We start from the raw sequence: 15,593 nt of genomic DNA, 5'->3' as shown, positions 1-15,593 counted from the left end.
GGCTTTCCGGGGCGTCGGTTGTCAGGTTCATTCGGGTTTGATGCCGCCGCGCTGGGCGACGGTGGCCCACTTGGCGGCTTCGCTGCGCACGAAGCGGTCGAGGTCGGCGGGGCCGGCCAGCACGAGTTGGGCGCCCTGGTCACGCAACTGGCTGACCACCGCCGGGTCGGCGCAGACGGCGCGCAGGTCGCGGACGATCTGGTCGACCAGGGCCGGCGGCATGCCGGCCGGGCCGAACATGCCGTACCAGCTGAGCGATTCGATGCCCGGCACGCCGGCCTCGGCAAACGTCATGGCATCGGGGAAGACGGCGATGCGCTCGCGCGAGGCCACGCCCACCACCCGCAGGTTGCCCGCCTGCACGTGCGGCAGGGCGGTCAGCACGCTGGTAAAGCCCATCGGCAGGTGGCCGCCGATGATGTCCACCATCATCGGAGCGCCGCCCTTGTAGGCCACCTCCACGGTCTTCAGGCCGGCGGCCTGGCGCATCAGCTCGCCGGTCAGGCGCGTCTGGCCTTCCGAGTAGCCCACGCCCAGTTCCTGCTCGCGGGACGCCTTCAGCAGATCCGGCAGGGCCTTGTGCGGACCCTTGGCCGACACCACCAGCACCATGGGCGAGGTCGCCACGTTGGTGATGGAGGTGAAGGCGCTCAGGGTGTCGTACGGCATCTTCTTCATCAGAGCCGGGTTGACCGCATGCGAGCCCACCACCAGCAGCAGGCTGTAGCCGTCGGGCGACGACTTGGAGACCAGGGCGGAGCCGATCACGCCGTTGGCGCCGGTGCGGTTGTCCACCAGCACCGACTGGCCCCAGCGGTCCGCCAGCTTCTGGGCCAGTTGCCGGCCGACGATGTCGGTGCCGCCGCCCGGCGAATAGGGCACCACCAGGGACACGGGCTTGGCCGGAAAGCCGGCCGCCAGGACCGGGCGGGTGAAGGCCAGCGCGGCCATGCCGCCCAGGGCGGCACGGCGGTTCAATGCGCCGGGGGCGCGATGGGGGCGTTGCATGGGATGTCTCCGTTGATGCATGTGTTGCGAGGTCTCATTCCGTCCGGGCCGGGGCGCGGCGAGCCGCGAATTCCATTAAGCGCTCATCGCGCCAGGCGCGGCGCGTTTCGAGCTCGGCATGGGCCAGGTGTTCGCGCCGCTGTGCCTCCACCTGCCGGATCAGTTCGTCGTCCCATGGCTGCTCGTGCGTGCGTGACTCGGCGATGCGCTGGTACAGCGGGCCCAGGCGCGCCGCGTAGTCGGCCACGCCGCCCGGCGCGTTCAGGTCGATGGTCTCGAACGGGCCCATGAACGACCAGCGCCAGCCGAGGCCGTCGCGCACCGTCTTGTCGATGTCCTCGCTGCTGGCCACGCCTTCCTGCACCAGCGCCCAGGCTTCGCGCAGCAGCACTGCCTGCAGCCGGTTCAGCACGAAGCCTTCGACCTCCTTGCGCACGTGCACCACGGTCTGGCCCACCGCCCGCATCAAGGCGTCGGCGAAGGCGACGGTGGCGGCCGAGGTCTGCGCAGAAGGCACCAGTTCGACCACGGGCACCAGGTAGGGCGGATTGACCGGGTGCGCGATCAGCACCCGCGGCGAGATGCCCAGGCCGAGCGCGAACGCCGAGCCGGGAATGCCGGAGGTGGAACTGCCGACGATGAGGTCGGGCGCCGCGAGCGCGTCGAGATCGGTCATCAACTGCCGCTTCACGTCGACCCGCTCCAGCACGGATTCCTGCACGTAGCAGGCACCGTCGACCGCCTCCGCCAGCGTGGCGACCGGCGTGATGCGCGCCAGGATGGTCGCAGGATCCTCGTGGACCAGGCCGTGCCGGCGCAGCCCGGCGAGCTGGCCCTCGATCAGCGGGATCGCCTTCGCGGTGGTCTGCGGATTGGCGTCGAACATCTTCACGGCGAGGCCGGCGCGTGCGTAGACGATGGCCCAGCCGGCGCCCACGAGCCCGGCGCCGACGATGGCGACCGGTCGGTCGCCGCTGAGTTGCTGGATCTCTGTCATGTGTGGTCTCAATTCCTTCTCGCTTGCACCGTCGCGCGTTCCACCAGCACGCAAGGCACGGTCTCGCTGCGGGCCATCACCTCGCCTTCGATCTGCTCGAACAGCAGATTGCGCGTGGCCTCCACCATGCTGTCCACGTCCTGCTGCACGGTGGTGAGCGCGAACGAAGGCCAGGCCGCCTGCGGCACGTTGTCGAAGCCCACCACCGAGACGTCCTCGGGCACCCGCAGGCCGAGGTCGGCGCGCAGGGTCTCCAGCGCCGCGATGGCCATGTGGTCGTTGGCGGCGAACAGCGCGTCGGGCCGGTCGGCCGGATCGGCGAACAGCTCCATCACCGCACGCCGGGCCTCGTTGAAGTCGTAGCGGCCGACCCCCCGCGCATGCAGGGACAGCCCGGCATCGGCCAGCGCTTCGCACAGGCCGGCCTCGCGATCGAGGCTGGTCGATGCGTTTTCCTGGCCGGCCAGCCAGGCGATGCGGCGGTGCCCGGTGCGCACCAGCATCTCTCCCACCAGGCGGCCGCCTTCGCGGTTCTGCGAGGTGACCGAGCTGGTGGAAAAGCGCCCCATCGCGCCGAGCTGCGCCACGCGGTTGAACAGCACGACGGGGATGCCGGCCTCGGCGCAGTCGTGCGCCAGCCCCGACGACAGGGTGGTGGAGGCCATCACGATCCCGTCCACCTGGTACTGCAGGATGTCCGCCAGGATGGCGTCGGCGTCGGCGGTCTCGCTGATGAACAGCAGGACGTGGTAGCCGTCGCGCTGCAGGGCCTGCGACAGGCGTTCGATGACCAGCGGGTAGAACTGGTTCTCGAGGTAGCTCATGACCAGCCCCACGATGCGGCTGCGGCGCGTGATCAGCGTGCGGGCAATGGCGTTGGGCCGGTAGCCCAGCTCGCGCGCCGCCGCCAGGATGCGTTCGCGCGTGGCCGGCGCCACGCTGGCGCCCTCGGTGAAGGCGCGGCTCACAGCCGACTGCGAGACTCCCGCCAGCCGGGCGACGTCGTGCGCGGTGGGGTTGGACTTCATGCCGCCGTCCAGCCGCCGTCCAGCATCAGTGCGCTGCCCGTCATCAGGCTCGACGCCTCGCTGGCCAGGAACACGATGGGGCCCATCACTTCGTCCACCCGGCCGATGCGGCCGAGCGCGATCTTGCCGATGACGAATTCGCGGAACTGCGGGTCGGTGAACATCGGCGCCGTGAAGGCGGTCTCGATGAAGGTGGGGCACACCGTGTTGACGCGGATGCCGGCGGGACCCAGCTCCCACGCCAGTGCCCTGGTCATGCCTTCCAGCGCATGCTTGCTGGCGCAGTACAGGGTGCGGCGTGCGCTGCCGACGTGGCCCATCTGCGAGCTGACGTTGATGACCGAGCCCCTCTCGCCGGCCTGCAGCATGCGCTGCGTCACCGCGCGAGTGACGTAGAAGGCGGCCTTCACGTTGAGGTCGAGCACCGCATCGATGTCCTCGTCGGGCGTCTCGGCCAGTGGCTTGGGCCGGTTCATGCCGGCGTTGTTGACCAGGATGTTGAATGGCGGCCGCGCCTCGACAGCAGCGGTCACCGCGTGCGAATCGGTCACGTCCAGCACGAGGACGTCGGCCCGCCCGCCGGCGGCCCGGATCGCCTCGCAGGCCGTTTCCAGCTCGCCGGCGGAGCGCGCCGCCAGCGTGACGGCCGCGCCGGCCTGGGCCAGCGCGGCGGCCGCCGCCAGGCCCAGGCCCCGGCCGGCGCCGGTGACCAGCGCCCGCTTGCCGTCGACCCGGAAGCCCGGGAATGCCGGCAGTGCCTCCGGCGCCCCGTTCATGCGTCCAGTGCCGGCACGGGTTCGTACCAGGGCACTTCCGGGCGGGTGCCGTAGCGGCGCACGCGGATGTTGGCCTGTTCGCCGTGGCCGGCGAAGTTCTCCATGTGGCACAGGCGCGAGCAGTACTCGCCGATCTCGGCACTGGCCTCGTCCGTCACCACCTTCTGGAAGGTGCAGGTCTTGAGGAACTTGCCGACCCACAGGCCGCCCGTGTAGCGCGCCGCCTTGTTGGTGGGCAGGGTGTGGTTGGTGCCGATCACCTTGTCGCCGAAGGCCACGTTGGTGCGCGGGCCGATGAACAGCGCGCCGTAGTTGGTCATGTTGTCCAGGAAGTAGTCCGGCTCGCGGGTCATGATCTGCACGTGCTCGGACGCCAGTTCGTCGGCCTTTTCCAGCAACTCCTCGCGCGTGTCGCAGACGATCACCTCACCGAACTCGGCCCAGCTCTGGGCCGCGATGGCAGCGGTGGGCAGCACCTTCAGCTGGCGCTCGATCTCGGCCAGCGTGTCGCGGGCGAGGGCCTCGCTGTCGGTCAGCAGCACCGACGGCGACGTCGGGCCGTGTTCGGCCTGGCCCAGCAGGTCCACTGCCACCAGTTCGCCGTCGACCGAGTCGTCGGCGATCACCAGGGTTTCGGTGGGGCCCGCGAACAGGTCGATGCCGACGCGGCCGAACAGCTGGCGCTTGGCTTCGGCGACGAACATGTTGCCGGGGCCGACCAGCATGTCGACCGGCTTCAGGCTGGGCGTCCCCACGGCCATGGCGACCACGGCCTGCACGCCGCCCAGCACCAGGATCTCGTCGGCGCCGGCCAGGTGCATGGCGGCGACGATGGCCGGATGCGGGGCGCCCTGGAACGGCGGAGCGGTGGAGACGATGCGCTTGACGCCGGCCACCTTGGCGGTGAGGGCGCTCATGTGGGCCGAGGCGATCATCGGGTACTTGCCGCCGGGCACGTAGCAGCCGACCGCGTTGACCGGGATGTGGCGGTGGCCGAGGAACACGCCGGGGCGGGTTTCCACCTGGACGTCGCGCATGGAATCGCGCTGGATCTGCGCGAAGTTGCGGATCTGCGCCTGGGCGAAACGGATGTCTTCCAGCTCGCGCGGCGACAGGCTCCTGATCGCCGCCTCGATCTGCGACTGCGACAGGCGGAAGTCCTGCGGGTCCCAATTGTCGAACTTGCGGCTGTACTCGCGCACCGCCTCGTCACCGCGCTGCTCGATGTCGCGGATGATGCCTTCCACGGTGGCGCGCACCTTGGTGTCGTCGGCGGTGCGGGCCTGCACGTCACGGCCGCGCTTGAGATATCTGATCATGGGGTCGGGTCCTTGCTGGGCTTGCATTCGTATGCAAGGCCGCAGTCTGAGGATCTTGCATTCGTATGCAATTAGGTGTTTACCCTCGGTTTTCGCCACGCGGTCCGGCTGGACCTCCCAGACCAGGGGCAGGCCAGGATCAAGCGCGGCGCGGGCCGGCCCGGAGGAACTCGATCCCCTGGTGCGCGCGCCGCACCACGCCCTGGGGGTCGACGTAGACCCAGAAGAAGCGGTCCATGCCAGGACCCATGTTCCAGCGGTAGGTGAGGATGGGGCCATCCCATCCGCGCATCCGTTCGACCCGGGCGGCGGGCCCGAATTCGCGCTCGACGTCGTCCCGGGTCCACTGCCCGACCTCGATCCGCCGGAAGTCGTTCTCGTTGAGCACCTGACGCAAGGAGACCAGGCGCCCGCCGGCGTCGAAGTCGGCCATCCACGCGTACTGGCCGGCGGGCTGCTGGGAGTACTGCAGGCGTTCGCCGCCGTTGGGCAGGCGGACCACCGCGGTCGGCTGCCCCATGCGCTGGATCACGGCGTCGCGGGTCGCACCAGGCTCCAGGCCAGAGCCGGTGGCGCAGCCGGCCAGGGCGGCTCCAAGTGCGAGCGACAGGGTCGCGAGGAACGTGTGGACCCGGCGTGTCATGCGTGCACCGTCTCTCCCATTGGGCTCCAGGATCTTGGTCCTGATCCGGTAGCGCTTCAAGGGCGACAGGGACCCGACGACCAGTGCGCCCGACAGGCGCGGTCGTCGGTCAGCTGAGCAACAGCCCTCGGCTTTCGTCCCGAGACCATCCGGGCGTTCGGAGCAGCGCCGGCTGGACGCCGCTGCCCGTTACCTGGTCGGTTGAACGGGACCCGGTGTGCGCCGGGCCATGGCCAGCCACGCGGGTGCGGGGAGTCCCCAGCGCTGTTCGATCGTTGCGGCGCGCGCGGCCAGCAGGTCGTCCGCCGGCATGTCGCCGCAATGGGCGATCACGACCACGTTGCCCGCCGCGGTGGGCGGGAACTGCCAGACGGTGGTCGGCCGCAGGCCGGTGCGGATGCGGGCCACGCTCCCACGCAGGTCGAGCGCGTCGCCGACCAGGTTGATCGCCACCGTGCCGCCCTCGCGCAGGCGGCCGCGGCAGTCCGCGTGGAAGGCTTCGGTGTCCAGGACGGGCTTGTCGACCGTGGCGTCGTAGGCGTCCACCAGGAGCACGTCGATGCTGCGCTGGTGGCGCGCCTGCGCGATGAACTCGCGCGCGTCCGCGTGCACGACGTGCAAGCCATGGCCGTCCGGTGGCAGCTGGAAGTGCGTGCGGCAGGCGTCGATGACTTGCGCATCGATCTCCACGGCGGTCGACTGCATCCCGAGCACGCGATGCGCGAAACGGGTCAACGAGCCAGCGCCCAGGCCCAGGGTGACGAGGTGCTTGCCTGCGAGGCGGCCAGGATCGTGGAAGAGCAGCCAGCCGAACATGCGCACGGCGTACTCCAGCTCCAGCTGGTCCGGAGCGTCCAGCCGCATCGCTCCCTGGCACCAGGGTGTGCCGCCCAGTCGCAGCAGGCGCAGGCCGTCCGTCTCGGTGATGTCGATGGCCATGGCGTGCAGGCTACCCCACCGGTGTCATGCCCCGACACCGCGCAAGGTCCGAGACGAGGTTGCGGGACCACCGGTGGCCCATCGCCTGTAGCTCAGCCGGATAGGGCAGTTGCCTTCCCCGCAGCAAATCGGAGGGTGAGTCCCTCCGGTCAGGCTCTACACGGGCTTGAACGAGGCCGAGCAGCGACTCGCCGTGGCCGGACAGAATCCTTGGCCACCAAGGAGCAAGCGTTCAGGCCCGCTTCTTGAACGAGTATTTCTGTCCCGCCAACGACACTTCATACATCAAGCCGCCACGCACGATGGTGAAGATGGCCATCCCGTTGTTGTACTTCGCAGTGGCGGCGGCCTTTTCCTTGGTGACGCTGGCGCCGGCCCCGGAGCCGGTGGTGGTGGCCTTGGCGCCTGCACCGGCCGTGAGGGCGACCGCGGAGGCCTCGGCGCCGAACTCGAAGTTGCCGGCGGTGAACTTGTCGAGGGCGGCCTTGTTTTCGAAGAAGATCATCTCGGCAAATCCTTCGCCGCCCAGCTGGAACCCGATCGAGAGCTGGTTCATCGTCGAATCGCCGATGACCTTGCCCTTCTCGTAGACGCGGCCCTCGCCGTGGGCCCCGCCGATCCCGATCGCGCCTTTCAGGATCTTGGGGAAGACGGCGTAGGCATGCGCATTCGAGAAGAACTTTGCCGTGTCCTCGGGCTTCTTGAACAGGGCAATCGTCTCGTCGTACTCGTCGGCCCAGGCCGGCCGGACCCATGCCCCAGTGCACGCGGCCAGCGACACGGCCAATGCGGAACGCCTGTTGATCCTGTCCATCGTCAGCACTCCTTGTTGTGGCAAAAGTCGACGGTATGGGCCCCGGACCGCGGACGGATAGTGGACCTTGGTCCAACCGCCGAGAGGCCGGGCACCGGCGCTTCCCTGTGGTTTGATTCGTGAAAGCCCTTGGTTCCGCATGGACCTGATCCATGAGATCGATGCTCGCTGCCAAAGCGCTGCCGCGCCTGGTCGCCTTCCTGGTGGTCGGCGTCATGCCCCTCGTCGCGCTCAGCTGGGTCTACCCGGAGCATCGCATCCTGTCGCTGCTGGCCGTGCAGCAGCTGGACAGCGAACGCCGGGCCGTGTTCGACCACACCTGGGAACTGGCACGCAGTGGTGACGAGGCACGGCTGTGTGCCGCCGGCGCCGACCAGGGGCAGGGAACGGCGCCTTCGTGCATCGACTGGGCGGCCTTGAGCGCCATCGCGGGCGACCATTCCTGTTCCAGCCTGGAGATGATGGAGACGGCCCGCGGCGCGCCCTGGATCCTGCAGGTGGCCGACGTGGGCGCCCAGCTGAAGGAAGACCTGGCGCGCATTCCGATGACGCCCAACCCGGATGCCCTGGACCGGTCCGCCGATCTGATCAGTGGCGCCCAGCGAAGCATCTCGAGCGAAGCCGTGCGAGCGCAGCGCGTCAATGCCCTGAGGACCGCCGACATCCGCCTGCAGCGCGCCGACCCACAGTACGTCACGCGCGCCGGATCGAACAACGCCCACTTCCTGCTGTCACGCCCGCAGACCACCACGACGCTCGCCGACTACGCCGAGCTGTCGCTGCGACCGGGTTCGGACATCAGCGCCATCGGCATCTATTCCTACCTGCACCTGAGCGCGCTGCAGAAAGCCAGCCGCCTCGCCGCAGAGCCGCAGTTGTCCGCAGCCGGGCGCGCCGCACTGGCCCGTGCCGCGCTGGCTGACGAAGCCTTCGCGCTGCACTTCCTGCAGGATGCCTTCGCCGCTGGCCACATATCCGGAACATGGGGGGACCGGTCGCAGCGGCAGGGAACGCACGACTACTACAACCACAACGGCCTGGAGGTGTTCACCTGGTCGGGCGGAAGCCGGTCCGTCGTGCTGATGGGCGATGCCTACATGCGATCAGAGGATGCCGACTTCGCGGCCAAGACCGTGCGAACCAGCCTGGAGCAGGTGCTGGATGTCGCGTCGGGCCGCGTCCCCTTCGCGCATGCACCGGCGGCGGCGTCCGTGCCCGACGGCTTCGACGTCTGCCGCAACACCGGGCTGCCAGCGCGGGAGCCGGAACTTCGGCTGCAACCTGAACAACGGCAGCTCTTCGCCGCCACGCTCCTGGACACGCCGGTGCCGGGCCTGGGGCCGGGGTTCGGTGCTATGCCGCGGTTCCGCAGCGAAGTGGGACCTTTCGTGGGCTTGGCCGGGACCATCGATGGAAGGGTGGTCGATGGCGGGTTCTCGGACCTGCAAACGCGCCGGGGCGGGGTCGCCGGCCTGGACCTGTCGTTCCGTGCCGGGTTCGGGCTCGATGGCGTGACCAGCGAGGCGGGCGACGGCCTGGTCTACGCCTCCATCGGCCTGCGCTCGGACGGGCCGTCAGCCAATCGCTTCAACGACACCTTCCCAGGGTCGGGGAGCGGCAATCTCAGCGCCGCCATCCCGGCGCGCGCGGGGGTGTCGCTGCGGTTCCGCATGCCCTTCTACGTGGTCCCGGGCGACCTGCTGCTGCTGTCGCCGATGTACTTCATCGACCGTCAGGCCTACGCGAAGATGGCGGTCACCGCGGGCAACGGCGGACTGATCCCCTGGCAGAGCGGCTGGGCCACCGGGATCGGCCGGTTTCAATTCGTGCTGGGGCGTGAACTGGGCATCACGCTCTATGGCCTGGATGACAAGGACCAGCTCGTCGTCCCCCGTGCCGACGCGTCTTCCCAGGCGCGGGTGGTCAACTTCAAATCGGTGTCCTACGACCTGCCGATCTTCGAGTACCGGCCCTACCGTTCCTTCTCGTCCAACCAGAGTTCGTCGGTCGTGTTCCAGCTGTTTGCCGCAGCCGACGTGCCGTACGGCGGCTCGACCGTCTTTCCCCCCGGCGCTCCCACGCCGGGCCTGCACACGGTGTGGTCCCTCGGCGTGCGCATGGTGTTCGACTGGCGCCACTACTTCAGCTACTGACATGTCCCGAGTCCACCTCGCCATGACTGCCTGCCTCGCGCTGGCCGCCTGCTCCGCGACACCGCTGATTCCCTACTCGGCGGACACGCCGCCGATGGTGCTCGTGCCCGCGGCCAGGGCCGGCGTCCAGGACAAGCGCGGCCGCTTCCGCGAGATCTACTGCGCGGTGCTGCAGGCGCGCAAGGAACTCCCCGACGTGCGGCCCTGCGACGAGGCGCTGACCCGCGTCGGCACCGAGCCCGCGGGCACCGGAAGGCCGGTCGACCTCGGACCATCCAGGCGGCGGCTGGTCGTCGCCGCTGTCCCCGGCATCGGCTACGAATGCTTCGAGCAATGGCTGCAGAGCCCCAACTCCAGCACGGCGCATGTGCGCCAGTTCGGCTACGACGGCGCCTGGCTGCGGGTCGATGCGCTGTCCGGCACCGAGATCAACGCGCGGCAGATCCGCGACGCGATCATGGCCATGCCGCAGGAGCCGGGCCCGCCGCGACTGGTGCTGCTCGGCTATTCCAAGGGCGCGCCCGACATCCTCCAGGCCGTCGTCGGCTATCCGGAAATCCGCAGCCGGGTGGCAGCAGTGGTCAGCGCAGCCGGCGCCGTCGCCGGCTCGGCCCTTGCGAACGACGCCACCCAGTTCCAGGCCGACCTGTTGCGCCATTTCCCGGGCGCCACCTGCCAGTCGGGCGACGGCGGTGCCGTCGAGAGCCTGCGCCCCGGGGTGCGGATGAAGTGGCTGGCGCAAAACCCGTTGCCGCGGGAGGTGCGCTACTACTCGCTCGTCACATTTCCCCAGCCGGAGCGCATCTCGTCCATCCTCAGCAGGAGCTACGGCAAGCTGGCGCAGATCGACGCACGCAACGACAGCCAGGTGATCTTCTACGATCAGGTCATCCCGGACAGCGCCCTCGTCGGCTATGTCAACGCGGACCACTGGGCACTGGCCGTTCCGATCGCGCGGACGCACACGACCGTCGGTTCCCTGTTCGTCACCCAGAACGCCTACCCGCGCGAAGCGCTGCTGGAAGCCCTGTTGCGCTTCGTGGAAGAGGACCTGGAAACACCCGCGCCATAGGGAGAGTCAGCGAGCCGGCGCGCACGCCGTCCAATTCATTGATGGCCCCGACACCGGGCGAGGTCAGAGTTTCTTGGCGAGGTCCGAGACCAGGTTGCGGAACCACTGATGGCTCGGCTCCTTGTGGGTGCGTTCATGCCAGTACATCGCCTGCCGGATCTCGGGCACCGCGATGGGAATGGGCAGGACCTGCAAGGGGAACTTGGTGGCCAGGGCACGAGCGAAGCGCTCGGGCAGCGTGCCGATCAGGTCCGAATGGGCCACGACGTTGCACAGCGCCAGGGCGTCCTGCACCTTGATCTGGACCTGGAGCTGGCGATGGCGTGACAGCACGGCCTGTTCGACCGCCCGGCGGGCGCTCTTCATGCGCTCGTTCTGGACCACGTGGGCGATGCCCATGAACTGGTCGTCCGTGATGGAGCCCGCAATCACCGGATGGCCCCGCCGGACCACGCAGACCAGGGGGTCGCGCATGAGGCGCTTGGCGCGCAGCGCCGGCGCGGACTCGGGCCACCACCCGATCCGGAAATCGAGCTCGCCCCATTCGAGCCATTCCAGCGCGCGATCGGGCTGCGCGCTGCGAAAGGTCACGCGCACGAACGGCGCCTCCTCCTGGAGCCGGGCGATGAGGCGCGGCAGCAGCAGGTACTCCACGTATTCGGCCGTCATCACCGTGAACTCCTGGCGCGATTCGGCCGGGAAGAAGACCGAGCGCTTCTCGACCAGCCGGTAGGCCGCCGACAGCGCTTCGCGCAGCTTGGGCTCCAGCCCCAGCGCCCGCGTGGTGGGCGTCATGCCGCCCCGGCCGCGGGCCAGCAGGGGATCGTCGAAAAGCGTGCGCAGGCGCGCCAGGGCATGGCTCATGGCGGGCTGGCTCAGTTCGAGTTTGGCCGCCGCGCGCGACACGCTGCGCTCGGCCATCAGGGCCTCGAAACACCGCAGCAGCTGGAGATCGAAGTTCAGTTCGTTATTCGCACTGTCGATTTCCATCATTCGCGCCGCCGGGTTTCAAAGAATGCCGCGAAGACTACAGTAGCCGCCGGGCAACCACAACCGATGGGCTGGAGAGGGACACGATGAACGCTGGAACGGGAGACCACCTCGCGACGCTCGCGGCGCCGGCAAGGGAGCTGGGAAGTGCCGTGCACACCCTGGTCGAGGGGCGGCTGTACGCACTGCAGAACGTCTTCGGGCTGGGGGGCGCCGCCAGCGCCTATCCGGCCAATGCGCAGGGCTACTCGGTCTGCAACTGCTACCTGCTCAAGGAAGGCGATCGCGCGCTCCTGCTCGACTCGGGGCTGGCGGTGCATGCCAGTTCGCTCATCTCCCAGATCGCCAGGCTGATCGAGCCGGGGACGCGCCTGTCGGTCTACCCGCTGCGCATCAACGAATTCATGTCGGTCAGCAACGTCGAGGCGCTCGCCGATGCCTTCGACCTGGAGCAGTGCTACTCGAGCAACGCCGACGCCGCCCTGTGGGTCGACTTCGGCGGCCGCTCCGACCGGCCCGGGGCGAAGGCCGATCCCGTGAAGACGACCCTGGTCAAGCGCGCCCAGCGCCTGCATGTCGGCGACGAGGCCCGGGGTCGCGCGCTGGAAGCCTTCCAGGCGCCGATCCGGTTGATCGGCACGCGCTGGATCTACGACGAGGCGACCCGCACCCTGTTCACCTCGGACAGTTTCTCCTGGGAATGGAGCCTGGAGGCCGAGGGGCCCTGGTTCCTCGACGGGCGCGGCTGCAGCACGACCGCCGCCCACGTGCGCAGCTTCCTCCTGAACACGCGCTACTGGTGGCTCGAAGGCGGCGACACGGCGACCTTGCGCAAGAAGCTGGCCGTGGTGTTCGACAAGTACGACATCGAGAACCTGGCACCCGGCTACGGGCGGGTGATGCGGGGCCGCGACCTGGTGCAGCGCCAGTACCAGTTGCTGGACGACGTGCTGGCCAGCCTGGACCGCAGCGTGGTGCAGGCCCGCTACGTGGATCGCGACGAACTGCGCTAGGAGAACACCGATGACGCCCCCCAAGAACCCGATGCCCCGCGAGATCGCCCCCGGCCTCTTCTGGCTGGGCGACTGCCTGGAACAGATCACCGGCGGCAAGGTCTACCACACCTACAACGCCGCCTACCTGCTGGTCGGCACGGATGCCTGTGCGATGGTCGAGACCGGGCATCCGAAGGACTTTCCTCTGATCAGCCGGCAGCTCGACGGGTTGCTGCCCGGCCTGCCGCCGCTCAAGTACCTGTTCGTGACCCACCAGGAGACACCGCACTCGGGTGGCCTGGGGCGCGTGATGCACAAGTATCCCGACGTGCAACTGGTCGGCGACATGTGCGACTACGCCTTGGCGTTCCCGCAGTTCGCCCACCGGATGGTGCCCCTGAAGGGAGGCGACGAGATCGACCTGGGTGGGCGCGCGCTGCGCCTGGTCGAGCCCGTCATCCGTGACCTGCGCACGACCTGGTGGGGTTTCGACACCGGCGCGAACGTGCTGTTCCCCGCCGACGGCTTTGCCTACAGCCACTACCACGAGGACGGCCACTGCGGGCTGTGCGCCGAAGAGGCGATCTCGCTGGACATCCCCGAGGTGTCGGCGGTGTTCGCCGACCGTGCCCTGTTCTGGACCAAGTTCACGAACATGAACCTCTACATCGACCGGCTGCAATGGCTGCTGGATACGCTCGACGTGCGGGCCATCGGCCCGACGCACGGACTGCCCATCCTGGATCCGGCGGCCACCGTCCCCCGCATCAAGGCCGGCCTCCTGTACGGCAGTGCCGTGGCGGAGATGGGGCCGGACGCGGGTGGCCTCGCGCCGATGGCCTGAGGGCGGCGCTCCGCCGGACCGAACACACAAGAACGAAGGAGACAGCAGCATGGACATCACGACGCGACCCTGGTTGCGCAACCTGGCCCTGGCACTGGCCTCCGGCGCCCTGGGGCTCGGTGCGGCCGGGAGCGCCCTGGCCCAGGCGCCGTACCCGAATCGCCCGATCACGGTGGTCGTGCCGCAGGCGCCTTCCGGCGGCATGGACGCGGTCGCGCGCGCGGTGACCCAGAAGATGGGCACGCTGCTGAACACGAGCTTCGTCGTCGACAACAAGCCCGGCGCGGGCGGCAACATCGGCGCCCTGCAGGTGGCCAAGGCCAAGCCGGACGGCTACACCATCCTCATGGGCCAGACGGCGCAGTTCGCGATCAACCCGCACCTGTATGCCTCGATGCCCTTCAACCCCCTGAAGGACCTGGTGCCGGTCGTCATGCTGGCCGATGCGCCCAACGTGCTCGTCGTCGGCCCCGACTCGCCCTTCCGGTCCCTCGCGGACATGGTGGCTGCCGCCAAGGCCAGCAAGGAGCTGCTCGATTTCGCCACTCCGGGACAGGGCACGCCGTCCCACCTGATCGGCGAGATGTTCCAGAAGGCAGCCGGCATCAAGCTGGTCCACGTCCCGTACAAGGGGGCATCGGGCGCCACCACGGACACCATCGCCGGTCGGGCCGCGATGATGCTGTCCTCGATCCCGTCGGCCCTGCCGCTCATCCGGAGCAGCAAGCTGCGGCCCATCGCGGTGTCGTCCAACCAGAGAAGTCCGTCGCTGCCCGACGTCCCCACGATTGCGGAGCAGGGGTATCCGGGCTTCAACGCCGGCACCTGGTACGGGCTGTTCGTCCCGGCGAACACGCCACCCGAGGTGATCAGGACGCTGAGCGCGGCCGCCAATGAGGCGCTGGCTTCCAAGGATGTCATCGCCTTCATCCAGAAGGAGGGCGGCACCATCCTGGGCGGAACGCAGGACGTCTTCGCCGAACGCATCCGGCTCGACTACGCACAGCTCGGCAAGGCCGTGCGGGAGTCGGGCGCCAGGATCGACTAGGTCGCCGTCGCAACGCGGCACGGAGGGACGACACATGCACTTCAATCCCATCGCGATCGGCAGCGGATCGGCGCCAGCCGGGTTCAGGTCGGGCCGCTCCCGCATCAGGAGGTCGATCGGCTTCGCGATCGTGCTGGCGGGGGCGGTGCTGTTGCTCGGCCAGGCCTGGAGCCACCTGCTCGGCGCCGACGAGCGCCTGCGGGGCGCCATGCTGGGCGGTTTGCTCGCAGCCTGCGCCACGGCACTCGGGACCCTGCCGGTCCTGCTGTCCCAGCAGTTCTCGCAACGCACGCACGACGCCATGCTGGGCTTCGGCGCCGGCGTCATGCTGGCGGCCAGCGCGTTTTCCCTGGTCATTCCCGCGCTGGCCTCGGCACGGGGACTGGGGGCCAGCGGCTGGGCCGCCGGCGGGATCGTCGCCGTGGGCATCCTGGCCGGCGCGACGCTGCTGTTCGTGATCGACCGGGTGATTCCGCACGAGCATTTCATCAAGGGACTGGAAGGGTCGCAGGGCCGCGCCATCCGGCGCGCCTGGCTGTTCGTGCTGGCGATCACCCTGCACAACCTGCCGGAAGGGCTGGCCATCGGCGTGGCCTTCGCCGGTTCCGACGCCACCGGAGCCAGGGCGCTGGCCGCCGGCATCTCCATCCAGGACGTGCCGGAGGGCATGGTCGTCGCGTTGGCGCTGCGGGGCGTGGGCTATGGACGCTGGATGTCGGCCGGCCTCGGCGTGCTGTCGGGCCTCATCGAGCCCGTCGCCGCGGTGCTGGGCGTGGCGGTCATCAGCCTGTCGGCGAGCCTGCTGCCGTGGGGACTGGCAGCCGCGGCGGGCGGGATGCTCTACGTGATCAGCCACGAGATCATTCCGGAATCGCATCGCAAGGGCCACGAGGCTGTCGCCACCGCGGGACTGATGCTGGGCTTCGTCCTGATGATGCTGCTGGACACCGCCATGGCCTGAAGTGGC

The 15,593-nt window shown here is 69.2% G+C and carries 15 protein-coding genes and 1 tRNA gene; 7 read left to right on the top strand and 9 right to left on the bottom strand.

Annotated elements, in window-relative coordinates:
- Window positions 1-27 precede the first annotated feature (27 nt).
- The 7 genes from GON04_RS15735 to GON04_RS15705 all read right to left on the bottom strand — a co-directional run bounded on the left by GON04_RS15735 (window position 28) and on the right by GON04_RS15705 (window position 6,710).
- The gene (locus GON04_RS15735; RefSeq protein ID WP_232533138.1) at window positions 28-1,008 is read right to left on the bottom strand and encodes a tripartite tricarboxylate transporter substrate binding protein; all 981 of its coding nucleotides are present in this window, start codon (window positions 1,006-1,008) and stop codon (window positions 28-30) included.
- Window positions 1,009-1,042: 34 nt separating this feature from the next.
- Window positions 1,043-2,005, bottom strand: a complete 963-nt coding sequence (locus GON04_RS15730) for a 3-hydroxyacyl-CoA dehydrogenase (RefSeq protein ID WP_157399006.1) — start codon at window positions 2,003-2,005, stop codon at window positions 1,043-1,045.
- 8 nt (window positions 2,006-2,013) lie between these two features.
- Entirely contained in the window at window positions 2,014-3,033 is a 1,020-nt protein-coding gene (locus GON04_RS15725) for a LacI family DNA-binding transcriptional regulator (protein ID WP_157399005.1), read from the bottom strand.
- Entirely contained in the window at window positions 3,030-3,809 is a 780-nt protein-coding gene (locus GON04_RS15720; RefSeq protein WP_157399004.1) for an SDR family NAD(P)-dependent oxidoreductase, read from the bottom strand. The genes GON04_RS15725 and GON04_RS15720 overlap by 4 nt, the downstream gene beginning before the upstream one ends.
- Entirely contained in the window at window positions 3,806-5,128 is a 1,323-nt protein-coding gene (gene hisD, locus GON04_RS15715; RefSeq protein WP_157399003.1) for a histidinol dehydrogenase, read from the bottom strand. Before hisD ends, GON04_RS15720 begins: the two co-directional genes overlap by 4 nt.
- 139 nt (window positions 5,129-5,267) lie before the next feature.
- Complete coding sequence (locus GON04_RS15710) at window positions 5,268-5,771, bottom strand: hypothetical protein (RefSeq protein WP_157399002.1); 504 nt, start codon at window positions 5,769-5,771, stop codon at window positions 5,268-5,270.
- Between the two features lie 189 nt (window positions 5,772-5,960).
- On the bottom strand, window positions 5,961-6,710 hold the full coding sequence (locus GON04_RS15705; protein WP_157399001.1) for a fused MFS/spermidine synthase: 750 nt from the start codon (window positions 6,708-6,710) through the stop codon (window positions 5,961-5,963).
- Window positions 6,711-6,793: 83 nt separating this feature from the next.
- Between GON04_RS15705 and GON04_RS15700 the strand changes: the two genes are divergently transcribed.
- Window positions 6,794-6,866: transfer RNA gene (locus tag GON04_RS15700), tRNA-Gly, on the top strand.
- Window positions 6,867-6,942: 76 nt separating this feature from the next.
- Here the strand turns inward: GON04_RS15700 and GON04_RS15695 are convergent.
- On the bottom strand, window positions 6,943-7,524 hold the full coding sequence (locus GON04_RS15695) for a lipid-binding SYLF domain-containing protein (protein WP_157400711.1): 582 nt from the start codon (window positions 7,522-7,524) through the stop codon (window positions 6,943-6,945).
- Between the two features lie 161 nt (window positions 7,525-7,685).
- Between GON04_RS15695 and GON04_RS15690 the strand changes: the two genes are divergently transcribed.
- Window positions 7,686-9,677 carry a hypothetical protein gene (locus GON04_RS15690; RefSeq protein WP_157399000.1) on the top strand — a complete coding sequence of 664 codons (1,992 nt, stop codon included), beginning with the start codon at window positions 7,686-7,688 and terminating at the stop codon, window positions 9,675-9,677.
- A gap of 22 nt (window positions 9,678-9,699) precedes the next feature.
- Window positions 9,700-10,749, top strand: coding sequence for a hypothetical protein (locus GON04_RS15685; RefSeq protein WP_232533137.1), 1,050 nt, complete (start codon window positions 9,700-9,702; stop codon window positions 10,747-10,749).
- Window positions 10,750-10,812: 63 nt separating this feature from the next.
- On the opposite strand, the gene GON04_RS15680 is transcribed toward GON04_RS15685, so the two are convergent.
- Window positions 10,813-11,739, bottom strand: coding sequence for a LysR family transcriptional regulator (locus GON04_RS15680; protein ID WP_181653605.1), 927 nt, complete (start codon window positions 11,737-11,739; stop codon window positions 10,813-10,815).
- Between the two features lie 86 nt (window positions 11,740-11,825).
- On the opposite strand from GON04_RS15680, the gene GON04_RS15675 reads away from it, so the two are divergent.
- From GON04_RS15675 to GON04_RS15660, 4 genes are read left to right on the top strand one after another with little or no spacing between them, the layout of a single operon-like run.
- Window positions 11,826-12,752, top strand: coding sequence for an MBL fold metallo-hydrolase (locus GON04_RS15675; RefSeq protein ID WP_157398997.1), 927 nt, complete (start codon window positions 11,826-11,828; stop codon window positions 12,750-12,752).
- Between the two features lie 10 nt (window positions 12,753-12,762).
- Window positions 12,763-13,578 (top strand): MBL fold metallo-hydrolase, encoded by an 816-nt coding sequence (locus tag GON04_RS15670; protein ID WP_157398996.1) that lies wholly within the window; start codon window positions 12,763-12,765, stop codon window positions 13,576-13,578.
- A gap of 49 nt (window positions 13,579-13,627) precedes the next feature.
- A complete protein-coding gene (locus GON04_RS15665; protein ID WP_157398995.1) occupies window positions 13,628-14,626 on the top strand; it encodes a Bug family tripartite tricarboxylate transporter substrate binding protein in 999 nt (332 codons plus the stop codon).
- A gap of 34 nt (window positions 14,627-14,660) precedes the next feature.
- Window positions 14,661-15,587 carry a ZIP family metal transporter gene (locus tag GON04_RS15660; protein ID WP_157398994.1) on the top strand — a complete coding sequence of 309 codons (927 nt, stop codon included), beginning with the start codon at window positions 14,661-14,663 and terminating at the stop codon, window positions 15,585-15,587.
- The last annotated feature ends 6 nt before the right edge of the window (window positions 15,588-15,593 follow it).

Source organism: Ramlibacter pinisoli (assembly GCF_009758015.1).
GTDB classification, from domain to species: domain Bacteria; phylum Pseudomonadota; class Gammaproteobacteria; order Burkholderiales; family Burkholderiaceae_C; genus Ramlibacter; species Ramlibacter pinisoli.
This window is presented reverse-complemented; position numbering and strand designations above follow the sequence as displayed.

Coding starts and splice junctions, on each gene's coding strand:
- GON04_RS15735 (WP_232533138.1), bottom strand. CDS start 1,008: ATGCAACGCCCCCATCGCGCCCCCGGCGCATTGAACCGCCGTGCCGCC.
- GON04_RS15730 (WP_157399006.1), bottom strand. CDS start 2,005: ATGACAGAGATCCAGCAACTCAGCGGCGACCGACCGGTCGCCATCGTC.
- GON04_RS15725 (WP_157399005.1), bottom strand. CDS start 3,033: ATGAAGTCCAACCCCACCGCGCACGACGTCGCCCGGCTGGCGGGAGTC.
- GON04_RS15720 (WP_157399004.1), bottom strand. CDS start 3,809: ATGAACGGGGCGCCGGAGGCACTGCCGGCATTCCCGGGCTTCCGGGTC.
- hisD (WP_157399003.1), bottom strand. CDS start 5,128: ATGATCAGATATCTCAAGCGCGGCCGTGACGTGCAGGCCCGCACCGCC.
- GON04_RS15710 (WP_157399002.1), bottom strand. CDS start 5,771: ATGACACGCCGGGTCCACACGTTCCTCGCGACCCTGTCGCTCGCACTT.
- GON04_RS15705 (WP_157399001.1), bottom strand. CDS start 6,710: ATGGCCATCGACATCACCGAGACGGACGGCCTGCGCCTGCTGCGACTG.
- GON04_RS15695 (WP_157400711.1), bottom strand. CDS start 7,524: ATGGACAGGATCAACAGGCGTTCCGCATTGGCCGTGTCGCTGGCCGCG.
- GON04_RS15690 (WP_157399000.1), top strand. CDS start 7,686: ATGCTCGCTGCCAAAGCGCTGCCGCGCCTGGTCGCCTTCCTGGTGGTC.
- GON04_RS15685 (WP_232533137.1), top strand. CDS start 9,700: ATGACTGCCTGCCTCGCGCTGGCCGCCTGCTCCGCGACACCGCTGATT.
- GON04_RS15680 (WP_181653605.1), bottom strand. CDS start 11,739: ATGGAAATCGACAGTGCGAATAACGAACTGAACTTCGATCTCCAGCTG.
- GON04_RS15675 (WP_157398997.1), top strand. CDS start 11,826: ATGAACGCTGGAACGGGAGACCACCTCGCGACGCTCGCGGCGCCGGCA.
- GON04_RS15670 (WP_157398996.1), top strand. CDS start 12,763: ATGACGCCCCCCAAGAACCCGATGCCCCGCGAGATCGCCCCCGGCCTC.
- GON04_RS15665 (WP_157398995.1), top strand. CDS start 13,628: ATGGACATCACGACGCGACCCTGGTTGCGCAACCTGGCCCTGGCACTG.
- GON04_RS15660 (WP_157398994.1), top strand. CDS start 14,661: ATGCACTTCAATCCCATCGCGATCGGCAGCGGATCGGCGCCAGCCGGG.